Source organism: Mammaliicoccus sp. K-M42 (assembly GCF_022386375.1).
GTDB lineage: Bacteria > Bacillota > Bacilli > Staphylococcales > Staphylococcaceae > Mammaliicoccus > Mammaliicoccus fleurettii.
Genome location: NZ_JAJNIS010000001.1, coordinates 122,222 through 140,211, shown reverse-complemented (window position 1 = coordinate 140,211; position 17,990 = coordinate 122,222). Strand labels below are relative to the sequence as shown.

20 protein-coding genes are annotated in these 17,990 nt (G+C 31.5%); 18 read left to right on the top strand and 2 right to left on the bottom strand.

From position 1 onward, the window contains the following. Positions 1–3: 3 nt before the first annotated feature. The 6 genes from LQ668_RS00745 to recO are packed head-to-tail and all read left to right on the top strand — an operon-like array spanning position 4 to position 3,855. Positions 4–951, top strand: coding sequence for a PhoH family protein (locus tag LQ668_RS00745; protein WP_078356518.1), 948 nt, complete (start codon positions 4–6; stop codon positions 949–951). Between the two features lies 1 nt (position 952). Beyond that, a complete protein-coding gene (ybeY, locus tag LQ668_RS00740; protein WP_078356519.1) occupies positions 953–1,414 on the top strand; it encodes an rRNA maturation RNase YbeY in 462 nt (153 codons plus the stop codon). Further along, a complete protein-coding gene (locus LQ668_RS00735) occupies positions 1,407–1,754 on the top strand; it encodes a diacylglycerol kinase family protein (protein WP_078356520.1) in 348 nt (115 codons plus the stop codon). The genes ybeY and LQ668_RS00735 overlap by 8 nt, the downstream gene beginning before the upstream one ends. A 21-nt stretch (positions 1,755–1,775) precedes the next feature. Then, positions 1,776–2,180 carry a cytidine deaminase gene (gene cdd, locus LQ668_RS00730; RefSeq protein WP_078356521.1) on the top strand — a complete coding sequence of 135 codons (405 nt, stop codon included), beginning with the start codon at positions 1,776–1,778 and terminating at the stop codon, positions 2,178–2,180. Further along, positions 2,181–3,077: a GTPase Era gene (era, locus tag LQ668_RS00725; RefSeq protein WP_078356522.1), complete on the top strand. Its 897-nt coding sequence runs from the start codon at positions 2,181–2,183 to the stop codon at positions 3,075–3,077. Positions 3,078–3,102: 25 nt separating this feature from the next. Further along, positions 3,103–3,855 carry a DNA repair protein RecO gene (gene recO / locus LQ668_RS00720; RefSeq protein WP_107509470.1) on the top strand — a complete coding sequence of 251 codons (753 nt, stop codon included), beginning with the start codon at positions 3,103–3,105 and terminating at the stop codon, positions 3,853–3,855. A 43-nt stretch (positions 3,856–3,898) separates the two neighbouring features. Here the strand turns inward: recO and LQ668_RS00715 are convergent, their stop codons facing one another. Continuing rightward, positions 3,899–5,287: a glycine--tRNA ligase gene (locus LQ668_RS00715; RefSeq protein WP_203153308.1), complete on the bottom strand. Its 1,389-nt coding sequence runs from the start codon at positions 5,285–5,287 to the stop codon at positions 3,899–3,901. Positions 5,288–5,584: 297 nt separating this feature from the next. On the opposite strand from LQ668_RS00715, the gene ccpN reads away from it, so the two are divergent. The 7 genes from ccpN (at position 5,585) to LQ668_RS00680 (ending at position 12,236) form a co-directional block, all read left to right on the top strand. Then, complete coding sequence (ccpN, locus tag LQ668_RS00710) at positions 5,585–6,220, top strand: transcriptional regulator CcpN (protein ID WP_078356525.1); 636 nt, start codon at positions 5,585–5,587, stop codon at positions 6,218–6,220. Between the two features lie 15 nt (positions 6,221–6,235). Beyond that, a complete protein-coding gene (locus tag LQ668_RS00705; protein WP_078356526.1) occupies positions 6,236–7,051 on the top strand; it encodes a pyruvate, water dikinase regulatory protein in 816 nt (271 codons plus the stop codon). An 11-nt stretch (positions 7,052–7,062) separates the two neighbouring features. Further along, complete coding sequence (gene dnaG, locus LQ668_RS00700) at positions 7,063–8,835, top strand: DNA primase (RefSeq protein WP_115337389.1); 1,773 nt, start codon at positions 7,063–7,065, stop codon at positions 8,833–8,835. Between the two features lie 26 nt (positions 8,836–8,861). After that, the gene (rpoD, locus tag LQ668_RS00695; RefSeq protein WP_078356528.1) at positions 8,862–9,971 is read left to right on the top strand and encodes an RNA polymerase sigma factor RpoD; all 1,110 of its coding nucleotides are present in this window, start codon (positions 8,862–8,864) and stop codon (positions 9,969–9,971) included. A gap of 100 nt (positions 9,972–10,071) precedes the next feature. Beyond that, positions 10,072–10,425: a c-type cytochrome gene (locus LQ668_RS00690; RefSeq protein ID WP_078356529.1), complete on the top strand. Its 354-nt coding sequence runs from the start codon at positions 10,072–10,074 to the stop codon at positions 10,423–10,425. 54 nt (positions 10,426–10,479) lie between these two features. Then, on the top strand, positions 10,480–11,148 hold the full coding sequence (locus LQ668_RS00685; protein ID WP_115337390.1) for a tRNA (adenine(22)-N(1))-methyltransferase: 669 nt from the start codon (positions 10,480–10,482) through the stop codon (positions 11,146–11,148). Further along, positions 11,145–12,236 carry a Nif3-like dinuclear metal center hexameric protein gene (locus LQ668_RS00680; protein WP_239749434.1) on the top strand — a complete coding sequence of 364 codons (1,092 nt, stop codon included), beginning with the start codon at positions 11,145–11,147 and terminating at the stop codon, positions 12,234–12,236. The genes LQ668_RS00685 and LQ668_RS00680 overlap by 4 nt, the downstream gene beginning before the upstream one ends. Before the next feature lie 29 nt (positions 12,237–12,265). Here the strand turns inward: LQ668_RS00680 and LQ668_RS00675 are convergent, their stop codons facing one another. Then, entirely contained in the window at positions 12,266–13,234 is a 969-nt protein-coding gene (locus LQ668_RS00675) for a 4-hydroxy-3-methylbut-2-enyl diphosphate reductase (protein ID WP_203153305.1), read from the bottom strand. Between the two features lie 148 nt (positions 13,235–13,382). Here LQ668_RS00675 and LQ668_RS00670 point away from each other — a divergent pair, with 148 nt between their 5' ends. The 5 genes from LQ668_RS00670 (at position 13,383) to LQ668_RS00650 (ending at position 17,897) form a co-directional block, all read left to right on the top strand. After that, positions 13,383–14,717, top strand: coding sequence for a DEAD/DEAH box helicase (locus tag LQ668_RS00670; RefSeq protein ID WP_078356533.1), 1,335 nt, complete (start codon positions 13,383–13,385; stop codon positions 14,715–14,717). A 9-nt stretch (positions 14,718–14,726) separates the two neighbouring features. Then, positions 14,727–15,617 (top strand): deoxyribonuclease IV, encoded by an 891-nt coding sequence (locus tag LQ668_RS00665; RefSeq protein WP_078356534.1) that lies wholly within the window; start codon positions 14,727–14,729, stop codon positions 15,615–15,617. 110 nt (positions 15,618–15,727) lie between these two features. Next, on the top strand, positions 15,728–16,531 hold the full coding sequence (locus LQ668_RS00660) for a metal ABC transporter ATP-binding protein (protein WP_239700818.1): 804 nt from the start codon (positions 15,728–15,730) through the stop codon (positions 16,529–16,531). A 108-nt stretch (positions 16,532–16,639) separates the two neighbouring features. After that, on the top strand, positions 16,640–17,521 hold the full coding sequence (locus LQ668_RS00655) for a metal ABC transporter permease (RefSeq protein ID WP_078356536.1): 882 nt from the start codon (positions 16,640–16,642) through the stop codon (positions 17,519–17,521). Further along, positions 17,484–17,897 (top strand): Fur family transcriptional regulator, encoded by a 414-nt coding sequence (locus LQ668_RS00650; protein ID WP_078356537.1) that lies wholly within the window; start codon positions 17,484–17,486, stop codon positions 17,895–17,897. The genes LQ668_RS00655 and LQ668_RS00650 overlap by 38 nt, the downstream gene beginning before the upstream one ends. Positions 17,898–17,990: the final 93 nt, after the last annotated feature.

Sequence of the window (17,990 nt, the reverse complement as noted above, 5' to 3'; positions counted from 1 at the left end):
TTAATGCCTACATTAATTCAAATCGAAAATATGGATCAAGCTCAAGCATTATTAGGTAATGGAGATGAGCATATAAAATATATTGAAAATGAACTCGAGGTGGATATTTTAACTCGAGGACAAGAAATTAGTGTTCGCGGAAAACGTTTAGAAAATGTTGAAAAAGCAGAAAAAGTCCTAATGAACTTACTAAAAGTGATTGAAAGTGGAGCAAGTATAACAATCAATGATGTTCAAGCTGCTGTTAAAATGGCTGAAAAAGGCACAATAGATCAGCTTATTAATTTATATGACGAAGAAATTACTAAAGATAGTAATGGTAAAATAATAAGAGCAAAAACAATGGGCCAAAGAGTTTATATTAATAATATTAAAAAAAATGACTTAGTTTTCGGTATAGGTCCTGCAGGGACAGGGAAGACGTTCTTAGCCGTTGTAATGGCAGCAAGAGCATTGCGTCTAGGACAAGTTAAACGCATCGTATTAACGCGCCCAGCAGTCGAAGCAGGTGAATCACTAGGATTCTTACCAGGTGACCTGAAAGAAAAGGTAGATCCTTATTTAAGACCACTATATGATGGCTTACATACAGTACTGGGTACAGAGCAAACGGCTCGATTAATTGAGAGAGGTACAATTGAAATTGCTCCTTTAGCTTATATGAGAGGTAGAACACTTGATGATGCCTTTGTTATTCTTGATGAAGCACAAAATACAACACATCCACAGATGAAGATGTTCTTAACAAGGTTAGGCTTTGGATCTAAGATGGTTGTTACTGGTGACAGAACACAAATCGACTTACCAAAAGGCGTTAAAAGTGGTCTGATTGAAGCTGACCAAAGATTAAGTGGAGTCAAAGGTATCTCAATGTCTTATTTAGAACAAACAGACGTTGTAAGACACCCATTAGTAGGTAAAATAATAAATGCATACGAAGAGGAGATTTAATATGCTAACAATGGATTTTATTGATGAACAACAAGTGATTGATGAAGATACAAAAAATCAAATTGAATCATTACTGACATTTGCTGCTAAAAAAGAAAATATAACTCAAGAAGCAGAGCTTTCTATTTCATTTGTCGATGAAGAAGAAATACAAGCTATTAATCGTGATTATAGAGATAAAGATAAAGTTACTGATGTCATTTCATTTTCACTTGAAGAGGATGAACCAGAGATTGAAGGGCTAGATATTCCTAGAGTATTAGGGGATATAATCATATGTTTAGAAGTCGCTAAGGAACAAGCTGATTCATATAATCATAGTTTAAGTAGGGAATTAGGGTTCTTAGCATTACATGGCTTCTTACATCTATTAGGTTATGACCATATGACTGAAGTTGATGAGAAAGAAATGTTTTCTCGACAAGATGAAATTTTAAATGAATTTGGTTTAACTCGTGATTAAATTTATTAATCGTTTTAAATTTCCTTTAGCTGGTTTAATAACGATACTGAAGAAAGACCGTAATTTTATTTTACATTTAGCATTTGCAATTATTGTCATCATTGTTAGTTTAATATTAAATTTAAATCAAAACGAATGGCTATGGATTATACTTGCGATATTTAGTGTTTTAATAACAGAAATTTTAAACACTTCTATAGAATATGTTGTTGATATGTATACAGATAAATATCATGCACTTGCTAAACATGCAAAAGATACAGCTGCATTAGCTGTATTAATGTCATCAATTATGGCAGCAATAATCGGGATAATTATATTTTTACCAAAAATTATATAGTAAGTATAAGGGGGAAGAATTATGGAATTTAAACAAGAGTGGTACGATGGCGCAAGAGAAGCACAGAAAAGGGCTTATACACCATATTCGAAATTTAATGTTGGTGCATATTTAATCACTAAAGATGGCAAAGCATATTATGGTGCAAATATTGAGAATGCTGCATATCCATCTACAATATGCGCAGAACGCTCAGCTTTAGTTGCTGCAATGTCAGATGGCTATAGACCTGGAGACTTCAAATGTATTACAATAACTGTTGATGCAGATAAACCTTCATCACCATGTGGTACTTGTAGACAAGTCTTAAAAGAGCTTTGTGATGATGACATGCCTGTTTATTTAACACATCAAACAGATGAAAGAATTGAAACTACTGTTAATGATTTATTACCTTTAGGTTTCTCAGGAAAGGATTTAGAATAAATGAATGAATTTAAATCAGGTTTTATATCTATTATAGGTAGACCTAATGTTGGAAAATCTACTTTTATGAATAAAGTTATAGGTCATAAAGTAGCAATTATGTCAGATAAAGCACAAACGACAAGAAATAAAGTGCAAGGTGTTTTAACAACTGATGATTCTCAAATGATATTTATTGATACACCAGGTATCCATAAGCCTAAACATGTGTTAGGTGATTACATGATGAAAATCGCCAAAAATACATTAAAAGAAGTAGACTTAATTATGTTTATGGTTAATGTAGATGAAAGTATCGGTAAAGGCGATGAATTTATCATTGATTTGTTAAAAGATACTAAGACGCCAGTATTTTTAGTATTAAATAAAATAGACTTAGTACATCCAGATCAGTTACTAGTTGAGATTGAAAAATATCAAAAAAGAATGGAATTTGCAGAAATAGTACCTATCTCTGCACTAGAAGGATTAAATATTGAGACGCTTCTAGCACAATTCAAGAAATATTTAGAAGAAGGTCCAATGTATTATCCTAAAGATCAAATTTCTGACCATCCTGAGCAATTTGTTGTATCAGAATTGATTAGAGAAAAAGCACTACATTTAACTAGCCAAGAAATACCACATTCAATTGGCGTTAGTGTTGATAAAATGACTAAAGTTGAAGGTGAAAAGGTGCATGTTGAAGCTACAATTTATGTAGAACGTGATTCTCAAAAAGGCATTGTTATCGGTAAAGGTGGTAAAATGCTTAAAGAAATAGGGAAACGTGCACGTAGAGACATAGAAATGTTACTTGGTTCGAAAGTATATTTAGATCTATGGGTAAAAGTTCAAAAAGACTGGCGTAATAAACCTAATTTCATTAAGCAAATTGGTTACAGAGAAGACGAGTAATATTTAGAATGGAGGCGATGATAAAATGCTTTTTAAACAAGAAGGATTTGTCATTCGCTCAGTAAATTATGGTGAGAATAATAAAATCATAACTATATTAAATGAACATGGACATAAAGTTCCATTAATGGCACGCGGTGCTAAAAAAACAAGTCATCCTTTACAAGGTGCTACACAGCCCTTTGTACATGGCTTGTTTATTTTTTCAAAGTTTAAAGGTATGGGAACGTTGTCGTCAGCTGATATTATAAATAGTCATAGAATGATGCAAAGCGATATTTTTAAAAGTGCTTATGGTGCTTATTGTATAGAGATAGTTGATAAAGCGTTGGAAGAAGATGAACATGATGTATTTTTCTATGACTTGCTTTTAAGTGTATTTCAAGCTGTTGAAAAAGGCGTTGATGCCGATACAATGAGTATGATAGTCGCTTTGAAATGTATGCCTAAATATGGTTATGAACCTAGATTTAATGCATGTGTCATTACAGGTGATATGGATCAACAACAATTAAATGCGTATAGCTTTAAATATAATGGCCCATTAAGTAACCAAGCACTCGTAAATGATGAACATGCTTATCGAATTTCAAATAGAGCATTATATTTTATGAATTTAATGTACCAGCTGCCAATACAACATTTAAATAGCTTTACAATTAATGATCAAGTTAAGAAAGAAATCGTAACTTTGATTGATAATATGTATGATGAATATGTTGGAGTTGTATTCAGAACAAAAAAATTACTAAAACAACTAGAAAACTTAAATATATAAAAAAGAGCAAAGACTTATCGAAAAGTCTTTGCTCTTTTTTTATTTAGAATCTAATTTTTTCAGCTAAGAAGCTTTCAACTTCGTCAATTGGCATACGAATTTGTTCCATTGTGTCTCTATCACGAACTGTAACTTGATTGTCTTCTAAAGAATCAAAGTCGAATGTAATACAGTATGGTGTACCAATTTCGTCTTGACGACGGTAACGTTTACCGATTGATTGTGATTCGTCAAAGTCAATTGCGAATTTTTCGCTTAATTTTTCATATACTTTAATTGCATCAGGTGAAAGCTTTTTACTTAATGGTAAAATAGCTGCTTTGTAAGGTGCTAATGCAGGGTGGAAGTGTAGAACTGTACGTTGGTCTTTTTCGCCTTCGTTTTCTTCCTCATAAGCATCACATAAGAACGCTAATGTAACACGGTCAGCACCTAATGATGGTTCGATACAATATGGTACGAATTTTTCATTCGTTTCTTGATCATGATAATTAAAGTCTTCACCACTAAATTCACTATGTTGTTTCAAGTCGAAATCTGTTCTTGAAGCGATACCCCATAGTTCACCCCAACCGAATGGGAATTTATATTCGATATCAGTAGTTGCATTAGAGTAGTGACTTAATTCATCATCATCATGGTCACGTAACTTAGTATTTTCTTCTTTAATTCCTAAATCTTTTAACCATTTTGCAGCAAATTCTTTCCAGTAATTTTGCCACTCAATTTCAGTGCCTGGTTTACAGAAGAATTCAAGTTCCATTTGTTCAAATTCTCTTGTTCTGAAAATAAAGTTACCTGGTGTAATTTCATTTCTGAAAGATTTACCAACTTGTGCGATACCAAATGGTAATTTTTTACGCATTGAACGTTGAACATTTTTATAGTTCACGAAAATACCTTGAGCAGTTTCAGGACGTAAGAAAATTTCATTTGTTGATGATTCTGTTACACCTTGGAAAGTTTTGAACATTAAGTTGAATTGACGAATGTCAGTCCAATTTGCTGTTCCACTTTCAGGACATGTAATACCTTTGTCATCGATAAGTTGTTTCATTTCGTCAAAGCTCATGCCATCAGCGATAAAGTTCTCGTCGCTTTCAACATTTTGCATGTAGTCTTCGATCAGTTTATCAGCTCTATAACGAATTTTAGAATCTTTGTTATCAATCATTGGATCATTAAAGTTAGATAAATGACCTGAAGCTTCCCAAGTTCTTGGGTTCATTAAAATTGCAGCATCTAATCCAACATTGTATGGAGATTGTTGAACGAATTTTTGCCACCATGCTTTTTTAATATTATTTTTTAATTCAACACCTAGTGGACCGTAATCCCAAGTGTTTGCTAAACCACCATAAATTTCACTACCAGGGAATACAAATCCTCTGTGTTTTGCTAACGTTACTACTTTGTCCATATCATTTGCCATAAATAATTCACTCCTTATTTAAATTAAAAAAGTCCCAAGACATCATTAAATAATGCCTTGGGACGAGTATATAACCCGCGGTTCCACCCAAATTAGTGTAGCCACTCTCTTTATATGAAATTTTATAAGCCAGAACTTTTAATGTTAAGCTTTCACCAACCTTAACTCGCTTTTAATTTCAAAGTTAATTAAAATATAGCATGGTATGTAAGACTTATCAAGTAAAAACAGATATTCAAATTGAGCAAAATTTGCGATACATGTTATAATTAATCTAACTGAGTTGTGTTTGAAGGGGTGAGAGCAATCGAATTAAATCAAAGACAAGAACATATTGTACAAATTGTTAAAAATAATGGTCCTATAACAGGTGAAAAAATTGCTGAAAGATTAAATTTAACTAGGGCAACTTTAAGACCTGATTTAGCTATTTTAACTATGGCCGGTTATTTAGATGCTAGACCAAGAGTTGGATATTTTTATACAGGAAAATCGAGCACACAGTTGTTAAGTGATTCTATTAAGAAGATGACAATTAAAGAATCTATGGCCATACCAGTTGTTATAGAAGAAAGTGTATCTGTATATGAAGCTATATGTAAAATGTTTTTAGAAGATGTCGGTACATTATTTGTAATTAATAAAGAAGGTTATTTAATAGGTGTTTGTTCCAGAAAAGATTTGCTAAGAGCAGCAATAGGTGGACAGAGTTTAAAAGAAACACCAGTAAGTATAAATATGAGTCGAATGCCTAACATAACGGTATGTTTGGAAGACGATTTACTAATATACGCGGCTAAATTATTAATTGATAAACAAATAGATGCATTACCTGTAGTGAAAAAATTAAAAGGCGATAAGATGAAAGTAAAAGGTAGAATAACAAAAACAACTATAACAAGAGCATTTGTTTCATTAATTGAAGATGAGTAGGGGGATAAATTTAAAATGGAAGAAATAAGAATAATTATAGCGTCAGATTCAGTAGGCGAGACAGCCGAACTGGTTACTAAGGCATGTACATCTCAATATAAAACTGAAGGCAATGCATTAGATATTGTAAGATTACCTTATATAGAGAATGAAAGTAATATTAATGAAGTTGTTTCATTAGCATTAGAACAAAATTCTATAGTAGTTTATACATTAGTTAAACCTGAAATGAGATTATACTTAAAAGAAAAACTAGAAGAAAATAATATAAAAAATGTTGATATTATGGGACCTTTAATGAGTATTTTAAGTAATGAATTAAATGAATCACCACTTAATGAACCAGGTAACATTCATAAACTTGATGAAGACTACTTTAAAAAGATTGAAGCAATAGAATTTGCAGTTAAATATGATGATGGAAGAGATCCTAGAGGTTTACCAAAAGCTGATATTGTACTTATTGGTGTATCTAGAACTTCAAAGACACCACTTTCTCAATATTTAGCGCATAAGCGTTATAAAGTAATGAATGTACCGCTAGTTCCAGAAGTTGCACCTCCAGAAGGGTTATTTGATATAGATCCTAAGAAATGTATAGCATTAAAAATCAATCAAAAAAACCTAAATGCAATTAGAAGAGCTAGACTAATTCAACTAGGTCTAAGTGATGATGCAGATTATGCTAAAGATGATAGAATTGAAGAGGAATTAAGATACTTTGAAGAAATTGTTGAAAAGATTGGTTGCCCTGTCTTAGACGTTTCGGATAAAGCAATTGAAGAAACAGCAAATGACATCATAAAAATTATTACTCAACAAAATCGATAAAGGGTGAAATGATGCGTATAGAACAAGATGTAATAAAAGAAATTCGTGAAAAAAACGATATTTTAGATGTGGTAAGCGAATATGTAAAGCTTGAAAAAAGAGGACGTAACTATATAGGGTTATGTCCTTTCCATGACGAAAAAACACCTTCATTTTCAGTATCAGAAGATAAACAAATATGCCATTGTTTTGGTTGTAAAAAAGGTGGTAACGTCTTTCAGTTTATTCAAGAAATTAAAGGTGTATCCTTTGTTGATGCTGTTAGAGAGTTAGGCGATAAAGTAGATATTCATATTGAAAAGCAAGAACCTTCTGCAACTGATTCAATGGTTGATGATCACATAAAGATGATAGAAATGCACGAGCTTATGGCAAATAATTATCATTACATATTGAAACATACAGAAGAAGGCGAAGCAGCCTTAAACTATTTAAAATCAAGAGGATTCACAGATGAACTTATAAATGATAGAAAGATAGGATATGCTCCAAACCATTCTAAATTTACACATGACTTTTTAGAAAAAAATGGCTACGATGCTGTGATTGCCTATGAAGCTGGGTTATTAAGTCGTAATGATGAAACGTTTGACTATTTTGATAGATTTAGGGATAGGATTATTTTTCCGTTATTGAATTTTCAAGGTAAAACGGTTGGGTTTTCCGGTCGTACATATACGGACCAATCGCCTAAGTACTTGAATAGCCCAGAGACGCCAATTTTCCAAAAAAGAAAAATGTTATATAACATTAATCGTGCTAGAAAATTCATTAGACAAAATGATGAAGTCATTCTCCTAGAAGGATTTATGGATGTTATTAAATCATCAGAAGCGGATATAAAACAAGTTGTTGCTACAATGGGAACTGCTCTTTCAAAAGAACATATTATTATGGTCAAAAAACTGGCGTCAAACGTAACATTACTGTATGATGGAGATTTCGCAGGTAAAGAAGCAGCGATGAATGTTGGTAAAGAATTATTAAATGAAGGTTTAAATGTCTTTGTTGTAAATTTACCTAAAAAAATGGACCCAGATGACTATATCTCTGAATATGGAAGTGAAGCGTTTAAATCATTTGTAGAAGGGCAAAAACAATCTTATGTAGGGTTTAAGGCTCAACAATTATATTATGCCAACGAAAACAATGATTTAAAGCATGGACAGCATTTAGAAGAGTTAGTTCATGATATCAATCTGATTCGTTCTGAATTTTTAAGAAAAAAAGTATTGCAACAAGTAGCTGATTTGTATAAAGTAGATGTTAACAGTCTTAAAAATCGACTATCGCCGAATATTGTTCAAAATAATGCTGATTATAATTATGTCGTTCCTGAATTAAAGGAAAAAAAACTAGATAAAATTGGTAGAGCTGAACAAGCGTTGTTAAAACATTTTATGAATCATAAACAGTTATTTTTAGAATATCATTCTAGGATTAATCAAGAAGACTTCACTTCATTGAATAATAGAGTGATTTTTTCACGTTTAAACGGGTATTATAAGAATAATGATGTTTTTAACATTAGTGATTTTTCAAGTTACATTGAAGAACATCAAATCATGGAGACAGTAATGTATTTAGATTCATTATCAATCAATGATGAACCAGAAACGGATGAAGTGGAAGATTATATTAATGTCATTCATCCTAATGAGCAAGTAGAAACATCAATAGAATATTTAAATGAACAATTGAATAAGGCAATGCAAGCAGGCGACATCGCACTACAAAGACAGTATTTAGAACAAATTGTACAATATAATCGGAATAGAATGTAAGAGTTAATAAACCGGGAGGCCTATTCATGTCTGATAAAGAATTAAACAAAATTAATAGCGCTAATAATGAAGCAGTACTTACTATTGATCAAGTAAAGCATCAATTAATTGAACAAGGTAAAAAAGCAGGACATTTAAGTCATGAAGAGATTGCAGATAAATTACAAAACTTCGAAATGGATCCAGATCAAATGGATGATTTCTTTGATTTAATTAACGAGAATGAAATTAATTTAATCAATGAAAAAGACTCAACTGATACAAATGATAAATTAAATTTAAATGATTTAAGTGCTCCTCCAGGCGTAAAAATAAATGACCCAGTTAGAATGTATTTAAAAGAAATTGGACGAGTTAATTTATTAACTGCACAAGAAGAAGTAGAATTGGCTAAACGTATCGAAAAAGGTGATGATATTGCTAAATCACGCCTTGCTGAAGCAAACTTACGACTTGTAGTTAGTATTGCTAAACGTTATGTAGGTAGAGGTATGTTATTCTTAGATCTTATTCAAGAAGGTAACATGGGTCTAATTAAAGCAGTTGAAAAATTCGATTTTAATAAAGGATTTAAATTCTCGACATATGCAACTTGGTGGATTCGTCAAGCGATAACTAGAGCTATCGCAGACCAAGCACGTACAATCCGTATTCCAGTTCATATGGTTGAAACAATCAATAAATTAATACGTGTTCAACGTCAATTGTTACAAGATTTAGGTAGAGATCCATCTCCTGAAGAAATTGGCGAAGAAATGGATTTACCTCCAGAAAAAGTGCGTGAAATTTTAAAAATAGCACAAGAACCAGTTTCATTAGAAACACCTATAGGCGAAGAAGATGATAGTCATTTAGGAGACTTCATTGAAGATCAAGATGCGCAAAGTCCATCTGATCACGCTGCTTATGAATTGTTAAAAGAACAATTAGAAGATGTATTAGATACACTTACTGATAGAGAAGAAAATGTTTTAAGATTAAGATTCGGTCTTGATGATGGAAGAACAAGAACATTAGAAGAAGTTGGTAAAGTATTTGGCGTTACTAGAGAGCGTATTCGTCAAATTGAAGCTAAGGCTTTACGCAAATTAAGACATCCATCTAGAAGTAAGCGATTGAAAGATTTTATGGATTAATCACGAAAAGTTTATATTAATCCCAAAAAGCCTTTGACAATGCCTTGTTTTAATATAAAATATAATTGTATGAAGGTTTAACAAAAGGGAGGTTGTATGAATGAATCGTAATCCTGTTATCCCGTTTATTCTGATATTATTACTCGGTGTGGGATTAATATTCTTCATGTCAGCACATGGTGCTAACAAAGAGGAAGAAAAAGAAGGCGGTGGCGGTGAAAAAACTGAGAAGTTTGACGCAGCTACATTCGCAAAAGATAATTGTACAAGTTGTCATGGACAAAATCTTGAAGGTGGAATGGGACCTAAATTAGCTGGTTCTTCTAAAGAAGCTGGCGAAATGAAAAAAATCATCCGTGATGGTAAAGGTTCAATGCCTGCCCACGATGAAGCGACTATTTCAGACAAAGATTTAGACACACTTGTCAAATACTTAAAAGACGGCGCTAAATAACACAAAAAAATCTTTTGCTATTGCAAAAGATTTTTTTTATGAAAGGAAAAAATGATGATCCAGATAAACAAACGTTTAACGAAGGTGAGCGAATACCTCAATCATAATAAATTAGCTGACATTGGATCTGATCATGCTTATTTACCAATATATGCTATACAAAAAGGCTTAATTAACAAAGCGATAGCTGGAGAAGTAGTTAAAGGTCCTTTTTTGGCAGCACAACAGAACACTAAAACTTATGGTATGACAGATAGTATTGAAGTTAAACTTGGAAATGGTTTAGAAGTGATTGACGAAACAATAGATGTTATTACGATATGTGGTATGGGTGGACCATTAATTGCACAAATTATTGAAGAAGGTCAACATAAATTAAACGAATATCCTGATTTAATATTACAAGCAAATATACATGCGTTACCAATTAGACAAGTGTTACAAAAAATTGGATATAAAATTTATGACGAACAATTAATAAAAGATAAAAAACATATATATGAAATATTAGTCGCTAAAAAAGGAACAATGCTACTAGATGAAAAAGAAATGAGATTTGGACCAATATTATTAAAAAATAAAAGCGATTTGTTTTATGAAAAATGGCAGAGAGAACTTGAATCGTTAAATAAAATTAGTAAACAGTTAGAACATCATGATGATCAAATTAGGTATAATGAAATTAATCAACAAATACTTCAAATTAAAGAGGTGCTTAAATGATTATTCAAGAATTACTAAATGTCATTAATAAACATGTTCCATTTTCAAGTAGTGAATCATGGGATAATGTTGGTTTATTAATTGGAACTGAAAATAGTGAAGTAACAGGCATATTAACAACACTAGATTGCACTATGGAAGTAGTAGATGAAGCAATAGAAAACGATTTAAATACAATTATTGCGCACCATCCACTTATTTTTAAAGGTGTTAAAAACATTACAGAAAAAGGTTATGGACCGATTCTAAAAAAACTGATTCAAAATGATATTAATTTAATCGCGCTTCACACAAACTTAGATGTGTATCCAAAAGGTGTAAGTTACATGATAGGTGACCAAATAGGTTTGAAAAACATGTCTGTTCTAGATGACAAAGAAGAAAGTTATTTCAAAGTACAGATATTTATACCAGATAAAGATGTGGAACTAATGAAGTCTGCATTTAACAAACATCATTTAGCACAAACAGGAGAGTATAGCGAAGTGTTTTTCCAATCGCAAGGAAAAGGTCAATTTAAACTAAGTGAGAATGCTAACCCGCATATTGGACAATCTCATAAGACTGAAACGGTTTATGAAACTAAATTAGAGCTTATGATAGATGGAAAAGATAAGTCACTAGCTAAACAACTTATTTATGAAAATCATCCGTATGAAGAACCTGTTTTTGATTTTATAGAAATGAAGAAGACTTCTAGAATAGGATTAGGAATAGTTGGAGAATTAGATAAAACACAATCAATAAATGAATTTGTTGAACACTATAAAGAAAAACTACACATTCCAGCTGTTAGATTTATAGGGAATAAAGAGGCGAAAATAAATAGAGTGGCAATAGTTGGTGGCGCTGGAATAGAGTACGCACAACTTGCACAAAATAAACAAGCAGATTTATTTATAACTGGTGATGTTAAGCATCACGAAGCATTAGATGCCAAAATGGATGGTATTAATGTTCTAGATATAAATCATTATAGTGAATATGTAATGAGAGAAGGATTGAAGTCATTATTAGAAGAATGGACAAATCAATCAATAGAAATAAAAAGTTCTAAAATCAATACAGATCCTTATTGTTATATGTAAAAAAACTGCCGAAAAAGTCGGCAGTTTTTTTATTCCATTATTGTTACTGGTTGTGGCTTTTTAATCTTAGGTAATATTTTTTCAACAGGTACATTACTCTTAAGAGCTGAAGTTGGTACATGAGTTGGATCATAGTTTTTAATATAGTCAATGACTTCTTTTACTATTGGAGTAGGTGTTGATGCTCCTGCAGTAACGGCTACACTTCCAATGTCTTGTAACCATTCTAGTTTTAGTTCACTTAAATCAGAAATTCTATATGCATTTGTGTGTGCAATCTCTTTGGATACTTGTGCGAGTCTATTAGAGTTATTACTTTTTGGATCGCCTACAACTATTAATAAGTCAGCTTGATTTGCTTGATTAGCAACAGCTTCTTGTCTTACTTGTGTTGCTAAACAAATTTCTTCATGAACTTCGATGTGCGGGTATTTAGCTTGTAGTTTATCTATTAAATGTTTAACATCCCATTGTGACATCGTTGTTTGATTAGTTACGATGAGTTTTTTATCTTTAATATCTTCTGGCAAATCTTCTATATCATCTAATGTCTGGACGAGGTGAACAATATCTGGAGCAACACCAACTGCTCCCTCAGGCTCTGGATGACCTTTCTTGCCAATATAAATGACATGGTATCCTTCTGATTTAACTTTTCTTATAAGTTGATGTGTGTTGTCTACATCGGGGCAAGTTGCGTCGATACAAACAAGTCCTTTTTCTTTAGCACGTTTTTTTACTTCAGGTGACACACCATGTGCAGTAAAGATTACAGTTCCTTCTTCTATTTGCTCTAAAATCTTTAATCTGTTTGGTCCATCTAAAGTAATGATTCCATCTGATTCAAACGCGTCTGTTACATGTTTATTATGAACAATCATGCCAAGTATATAAATTGGTCTAGGAAGTGATTTGTCTAGTGAAGCATTTCTTGCAATCACCATAGCATCTACAACGCCGTAACAATAGCCTCTAGGGGTAATTTTTATAATCTCCATTAATTGCCCTCCTTATTAATATCTATTATAACAACACTCAAGATTGAATGAAACTAAATAAAAATTCAAAATAAATCTTTAAGCCTATCTTAAACTACGTATTTACTATATAATGTATGAAGTGAAAAAGAAATGAGGAGGGTCGCTTATGTCTAAGCATCCGTTTGAACATTTTCAGTTAGAAAATGAATTAGTAAAGGCAGTTGAAGATTTACACTTTGATCAGCCGACAGAAATACAACGTAGAGTTATACCTAAGATTAAAAAAGGATCTAATATTATAGGTCAATCTCAGACTGGTACTGGTAAGTCTCACGCCTTTTTATTACCATTATTTGATAAAATTGATGTTGATATAAAAGAACCACAAATAATTATTTTAGCTCCAACGAGAGAGTTGGCTAAACAATTATATGACGCTGCATCACATTTGGCACAATTTAAAACAGGTGTTAAAGTAAGCTTATATATTGGTGGAACTGATAAATCGAGAGATATTGATAAATCTAAAAACACACCACATGTAGTTGTAGGAACGCCAAACAGAATTGATGATATGGCTGTTGAAAGAGCTTTAGATTTACATTTAGCTAAGTCAGTTGTTATTGATGAAGCAGATTTAATGATTGATTTAGGGTTTATGCCTAAGGTTGATAGTGTTGCGAGTAGATTAGATGGAAAAGCACAAATTTCCGTATTTAGTGCAACAATTCCTAAAGCATTACATCCTTTCTTAAATAAATATTTAAGCAATCCTGAATTTGTTGAAATTGAAACAGCATCTTCAAATAAAGATAATATTGATTTTTACTTAATTCCTACTAAAGGTGAAGAGAAAAAAACAAAAATCTTAAAAGTTATGAAAGTTATAAATCCTTATTTAGCAATTATATTTGCAAATAGTCGTGATAGAGCTGATGAATTAGTCGCTCATTTATCTGAAGAAGGATATAAAGTTGGTGTTATTCATGGTGGATTAACACCTAGAGAAAGAACACAACAAATGAAACGTATTAAACAATTAGATTTTGAATTTGTTGTAGCAAGTGATTTAGCTTCAAGAGGTATTGATATTGAAGGTGTTAGTCACGTTATTAATTATGATTTACCTAAAGAGATTGATTTCTTTACGCATAGAGTAGGTAGAACTGGTCGTGGTGACTATAAAGGTGTAGCAATCACTTTATATACACCAGACGAAGATGATCTAATAACTCAAATTGAGAAGAATAATTATAAACTTAAACATGTTGATATTAAAAATGACGAATTTGTAGAAATAAAAGATCGTCAAAATAGAACAAGACGTGTTAAAAAAGAAGATAATATTGAGAAATCGCTTAAACAAAAAATTAAAAGAAATAACAAAAATAAAGTTAAACCTGGTTATAAGAAGAAATTCAAACGTGAATTAGATGAATTGAAATTCAAAGAAAAGAAAGCACATTCTAAAAGAACTAAAAAACAAAGCAGAAAAGGATAGGTGTCATATATGTTAATCGGATCACACGTATCAATGAGTGGTAAGAAGATGTTGCTTCAAGCAGCGGAAGAAGCGGCAAGTTATAATGCTTCAACATTTATGATTTATACTGGCGCACCTCAAAACACAAGACGTAAAAAAATTGAAGATTTAAATATTGAGAATGGTCAAGCAGCAATGAAAGAATACGGTTTATCAAATATTGTTGTGCATGCACCATATATCATTAATATTGCGAATACTACAAAGCCTGAAGTATTTAATTTAGGTGTTGAATTCTTACAATCTGAAATTGAACGTACTGAAGCTTTGGGAGCTAAAGATATCGTACTTCATCCTGGTGCTCATGTAGGTGCTGGAGAAGAAAAAGGAATTAAAAAAATTATTGAAGGTTTAAATGAAGTTTTAACGAATAATAACGATGTTCGTATAGCATTAGAAACAATGGCGGGTAAAGGTTCAGAATGTGGTAAAACATTCGAAGAACTTGCACAAATTATTGATGGTGTAGACCATAATGAAAGATTATCAGTATGTTTTGACACTTGTCATACTAACGATGCTGGTTACAACGTTAAAGAAGACTTTGATGGTGTATTAAACGAATTCGACAAAATCGTCGGTATTGATAGAATAAAAGTCCTTCACGTAAACGATAGTAAAAACCCACAAGGTGCTAAAAAAGATAGACATGAAAACATTGGATTTGGTTCTTTAGGTTATGATGCATTGCATTATATTGTTCATCATGAAGCCTTTACTAATGTTCCTAAAATCTTAGAAACACCTTATGTAGGTGATGATAAAAAGAATAAAAAGCCACCATATAAATACGAAATTGAAATGATTAAAAATGGTACTTTCGATCCAGATTTAAAAGATAAAATTTTTAATCAATAAATAATACTTAAGGAATGCTAAATTAATAGCATTCCTTTTTTATTCGTAAACATTCCTATTTACATTAATCCATTTTCATTGTATAGTATTCTATTGACGAGGTGATGAATGTGGAAAAAGAAACACCAATTTTTGAATTAAAAGATATAAGTTATAGCTATCCAAATAAATTGGCGCTTAGCCATATCAATATACAAATTTATAAAGGTGATTTTCTAGCAATAGTAGGACCAAATGGTTCAGGGAAATCAACCTTACTTAAATTAATATTAGGACTTTTACCTTTACAAAAAGGTGATATATTCATAAGTGGTAAAAAAATAAATCAATATAAATCTTGGGAAAAAATTAGTTACGTTTCACAAAAATCTAATGCGTTTAGTTCAGGATTTCCTGCAACTGTTAAAGAAGTTGTCATGAGTGGATTAACTAAAAATAAAGGTTTGTTCAAATGGTTTAATAATGAAGATGCGAAAAAAGTCGATGAAATATTAGAAAGATTAAATATAATCGAACTTAAAAACGAGAATATCGCACAACTATCCGGTGGACAGCAACAGAGAACATTCATAGCGAGAGCTTTAATTTCTAAGCCTAGCATTTTAATATTAGATGAACCTACAGTTGGTATAGATGCAAGACACGTATCAGAATTTTACCAACTACTTACACAATTAAAACAAGAAGGCATAACAATTATACTCGTAACACATGATATTGGTGTCGTTGCTGATACAGCAAGTAAAGTTGCTTGTTTAAATCAACATATTCATTTCCATGGGACAAGTGAATCATTCAAATCACTAGATGAAGTTTCAATATCTAAAATTTATGGACATCCAGTACAATTTGTTGACCACCAACATGATCGTGATTGCTGTGCAGAAGAACAATTAGAAGAACTCGTTAAATAAATAGAACTAGTAGATAAGTATCGGTAAGGAGATAGGATATGGAAAGTGAGATTGAGTACTTTAATAATATAAGTTCTTTAAACCTCCTATATGAGGGGTGTTTAAAGAATGATTGATGCGTTTTTAAATTTTGATTTTATAAGATATTCATTTATAAGTGGTGTCTTAGTTGGTTTAATTGCACCACTAATCGGTGCATTTATTGTAGTTAGAAGATTATCGCTTATTGCAGATGCTTTAAGCCATGTTACTTTAGGTGGTATTTCAATGGGATTATTCTTAATGAGTATTAGTCCATTGTTTGCTTCCATTAACCCAATTTGGTTCGGTATTATATTTTCAATAGCTGGTGCTTTACTCATTGAACAATTAAGAACTGAATATAAACATTATCAAGAAATCGCTATACCGATTATTATGAGTGGTGGTATTGGTGTAAGTGTAATCTTCATTTCATTAGCTAATGGATTTAACCAAGATTTATTTGGATATTTATTTGGTTCTATCAGCGCAGTAAATATGAGTGATTTATTTACAATCATTATTATTACTTTAATCGTGTTAATTTTTGTCATGTTATTGTATAAATCACTTTTCGTACTATCTTTCGATGAAGAATATTCAAAAGTAATAGGGATGCCTAAATGGATTCAACTCTTATTTATAGTTATTGTTGCATTGGTTATCTCGGCTTCAATGAGAGTAGTAGGGATATTACTTGTAAGTAGTTTAATGACATTGCCAGTAGCTACTAGTATGAGACTTGCGAAAGGATTTAAACAATTAATTGCACTAAGTATTATATTTGGTGAATTATCTGTCATTGTTGGTCTGATACTTTCCTTCTATTTGAATATTTCACCTGGAGGTATTATAGTAGGATTGTTAATTATAGAATTACTTGCAAGTATTGCATATAGTAAAGTATTGATAAAAAAAGGAGGCTATCATCTTGAAAGTAGAAGAAGCCATTCAAATATTGAAGAATGATGGTCATAAGTATACAAATAAACGACGTGATATCATTTCTTTATTCGTTAACGAAGATAAATATATAACAGCAAAATATATACAAGAAGCTTTAAAAGATGATTATGCAGGTTTGTCTTTCGATACAATTTATCGTAATTTATACTTATTTAAAGACTTAAATATAATTGAAAGTACTGAAATTGACGGTGAAATGAAGTTTCGTATTTCATGTCAAAGCCACCACCATCATCACTTTATATGTGATTCGTGTGGAACAACAAAAGTCATCGATTTCTGTCCAATGGATTCAATTAAGCAACAACTACCAAACGTAGAAATTTCATCACATAAACTTGAGGTATATGGTAAATGTGAGCATTGTAAAACAGTATAAAATAAATAAGCATATCACTTAACTGATTTTTTAGTTTACAGTGATATGCTTATTTTTTAATATCTTACGATTTTGTACGTACATGCTTGCCTA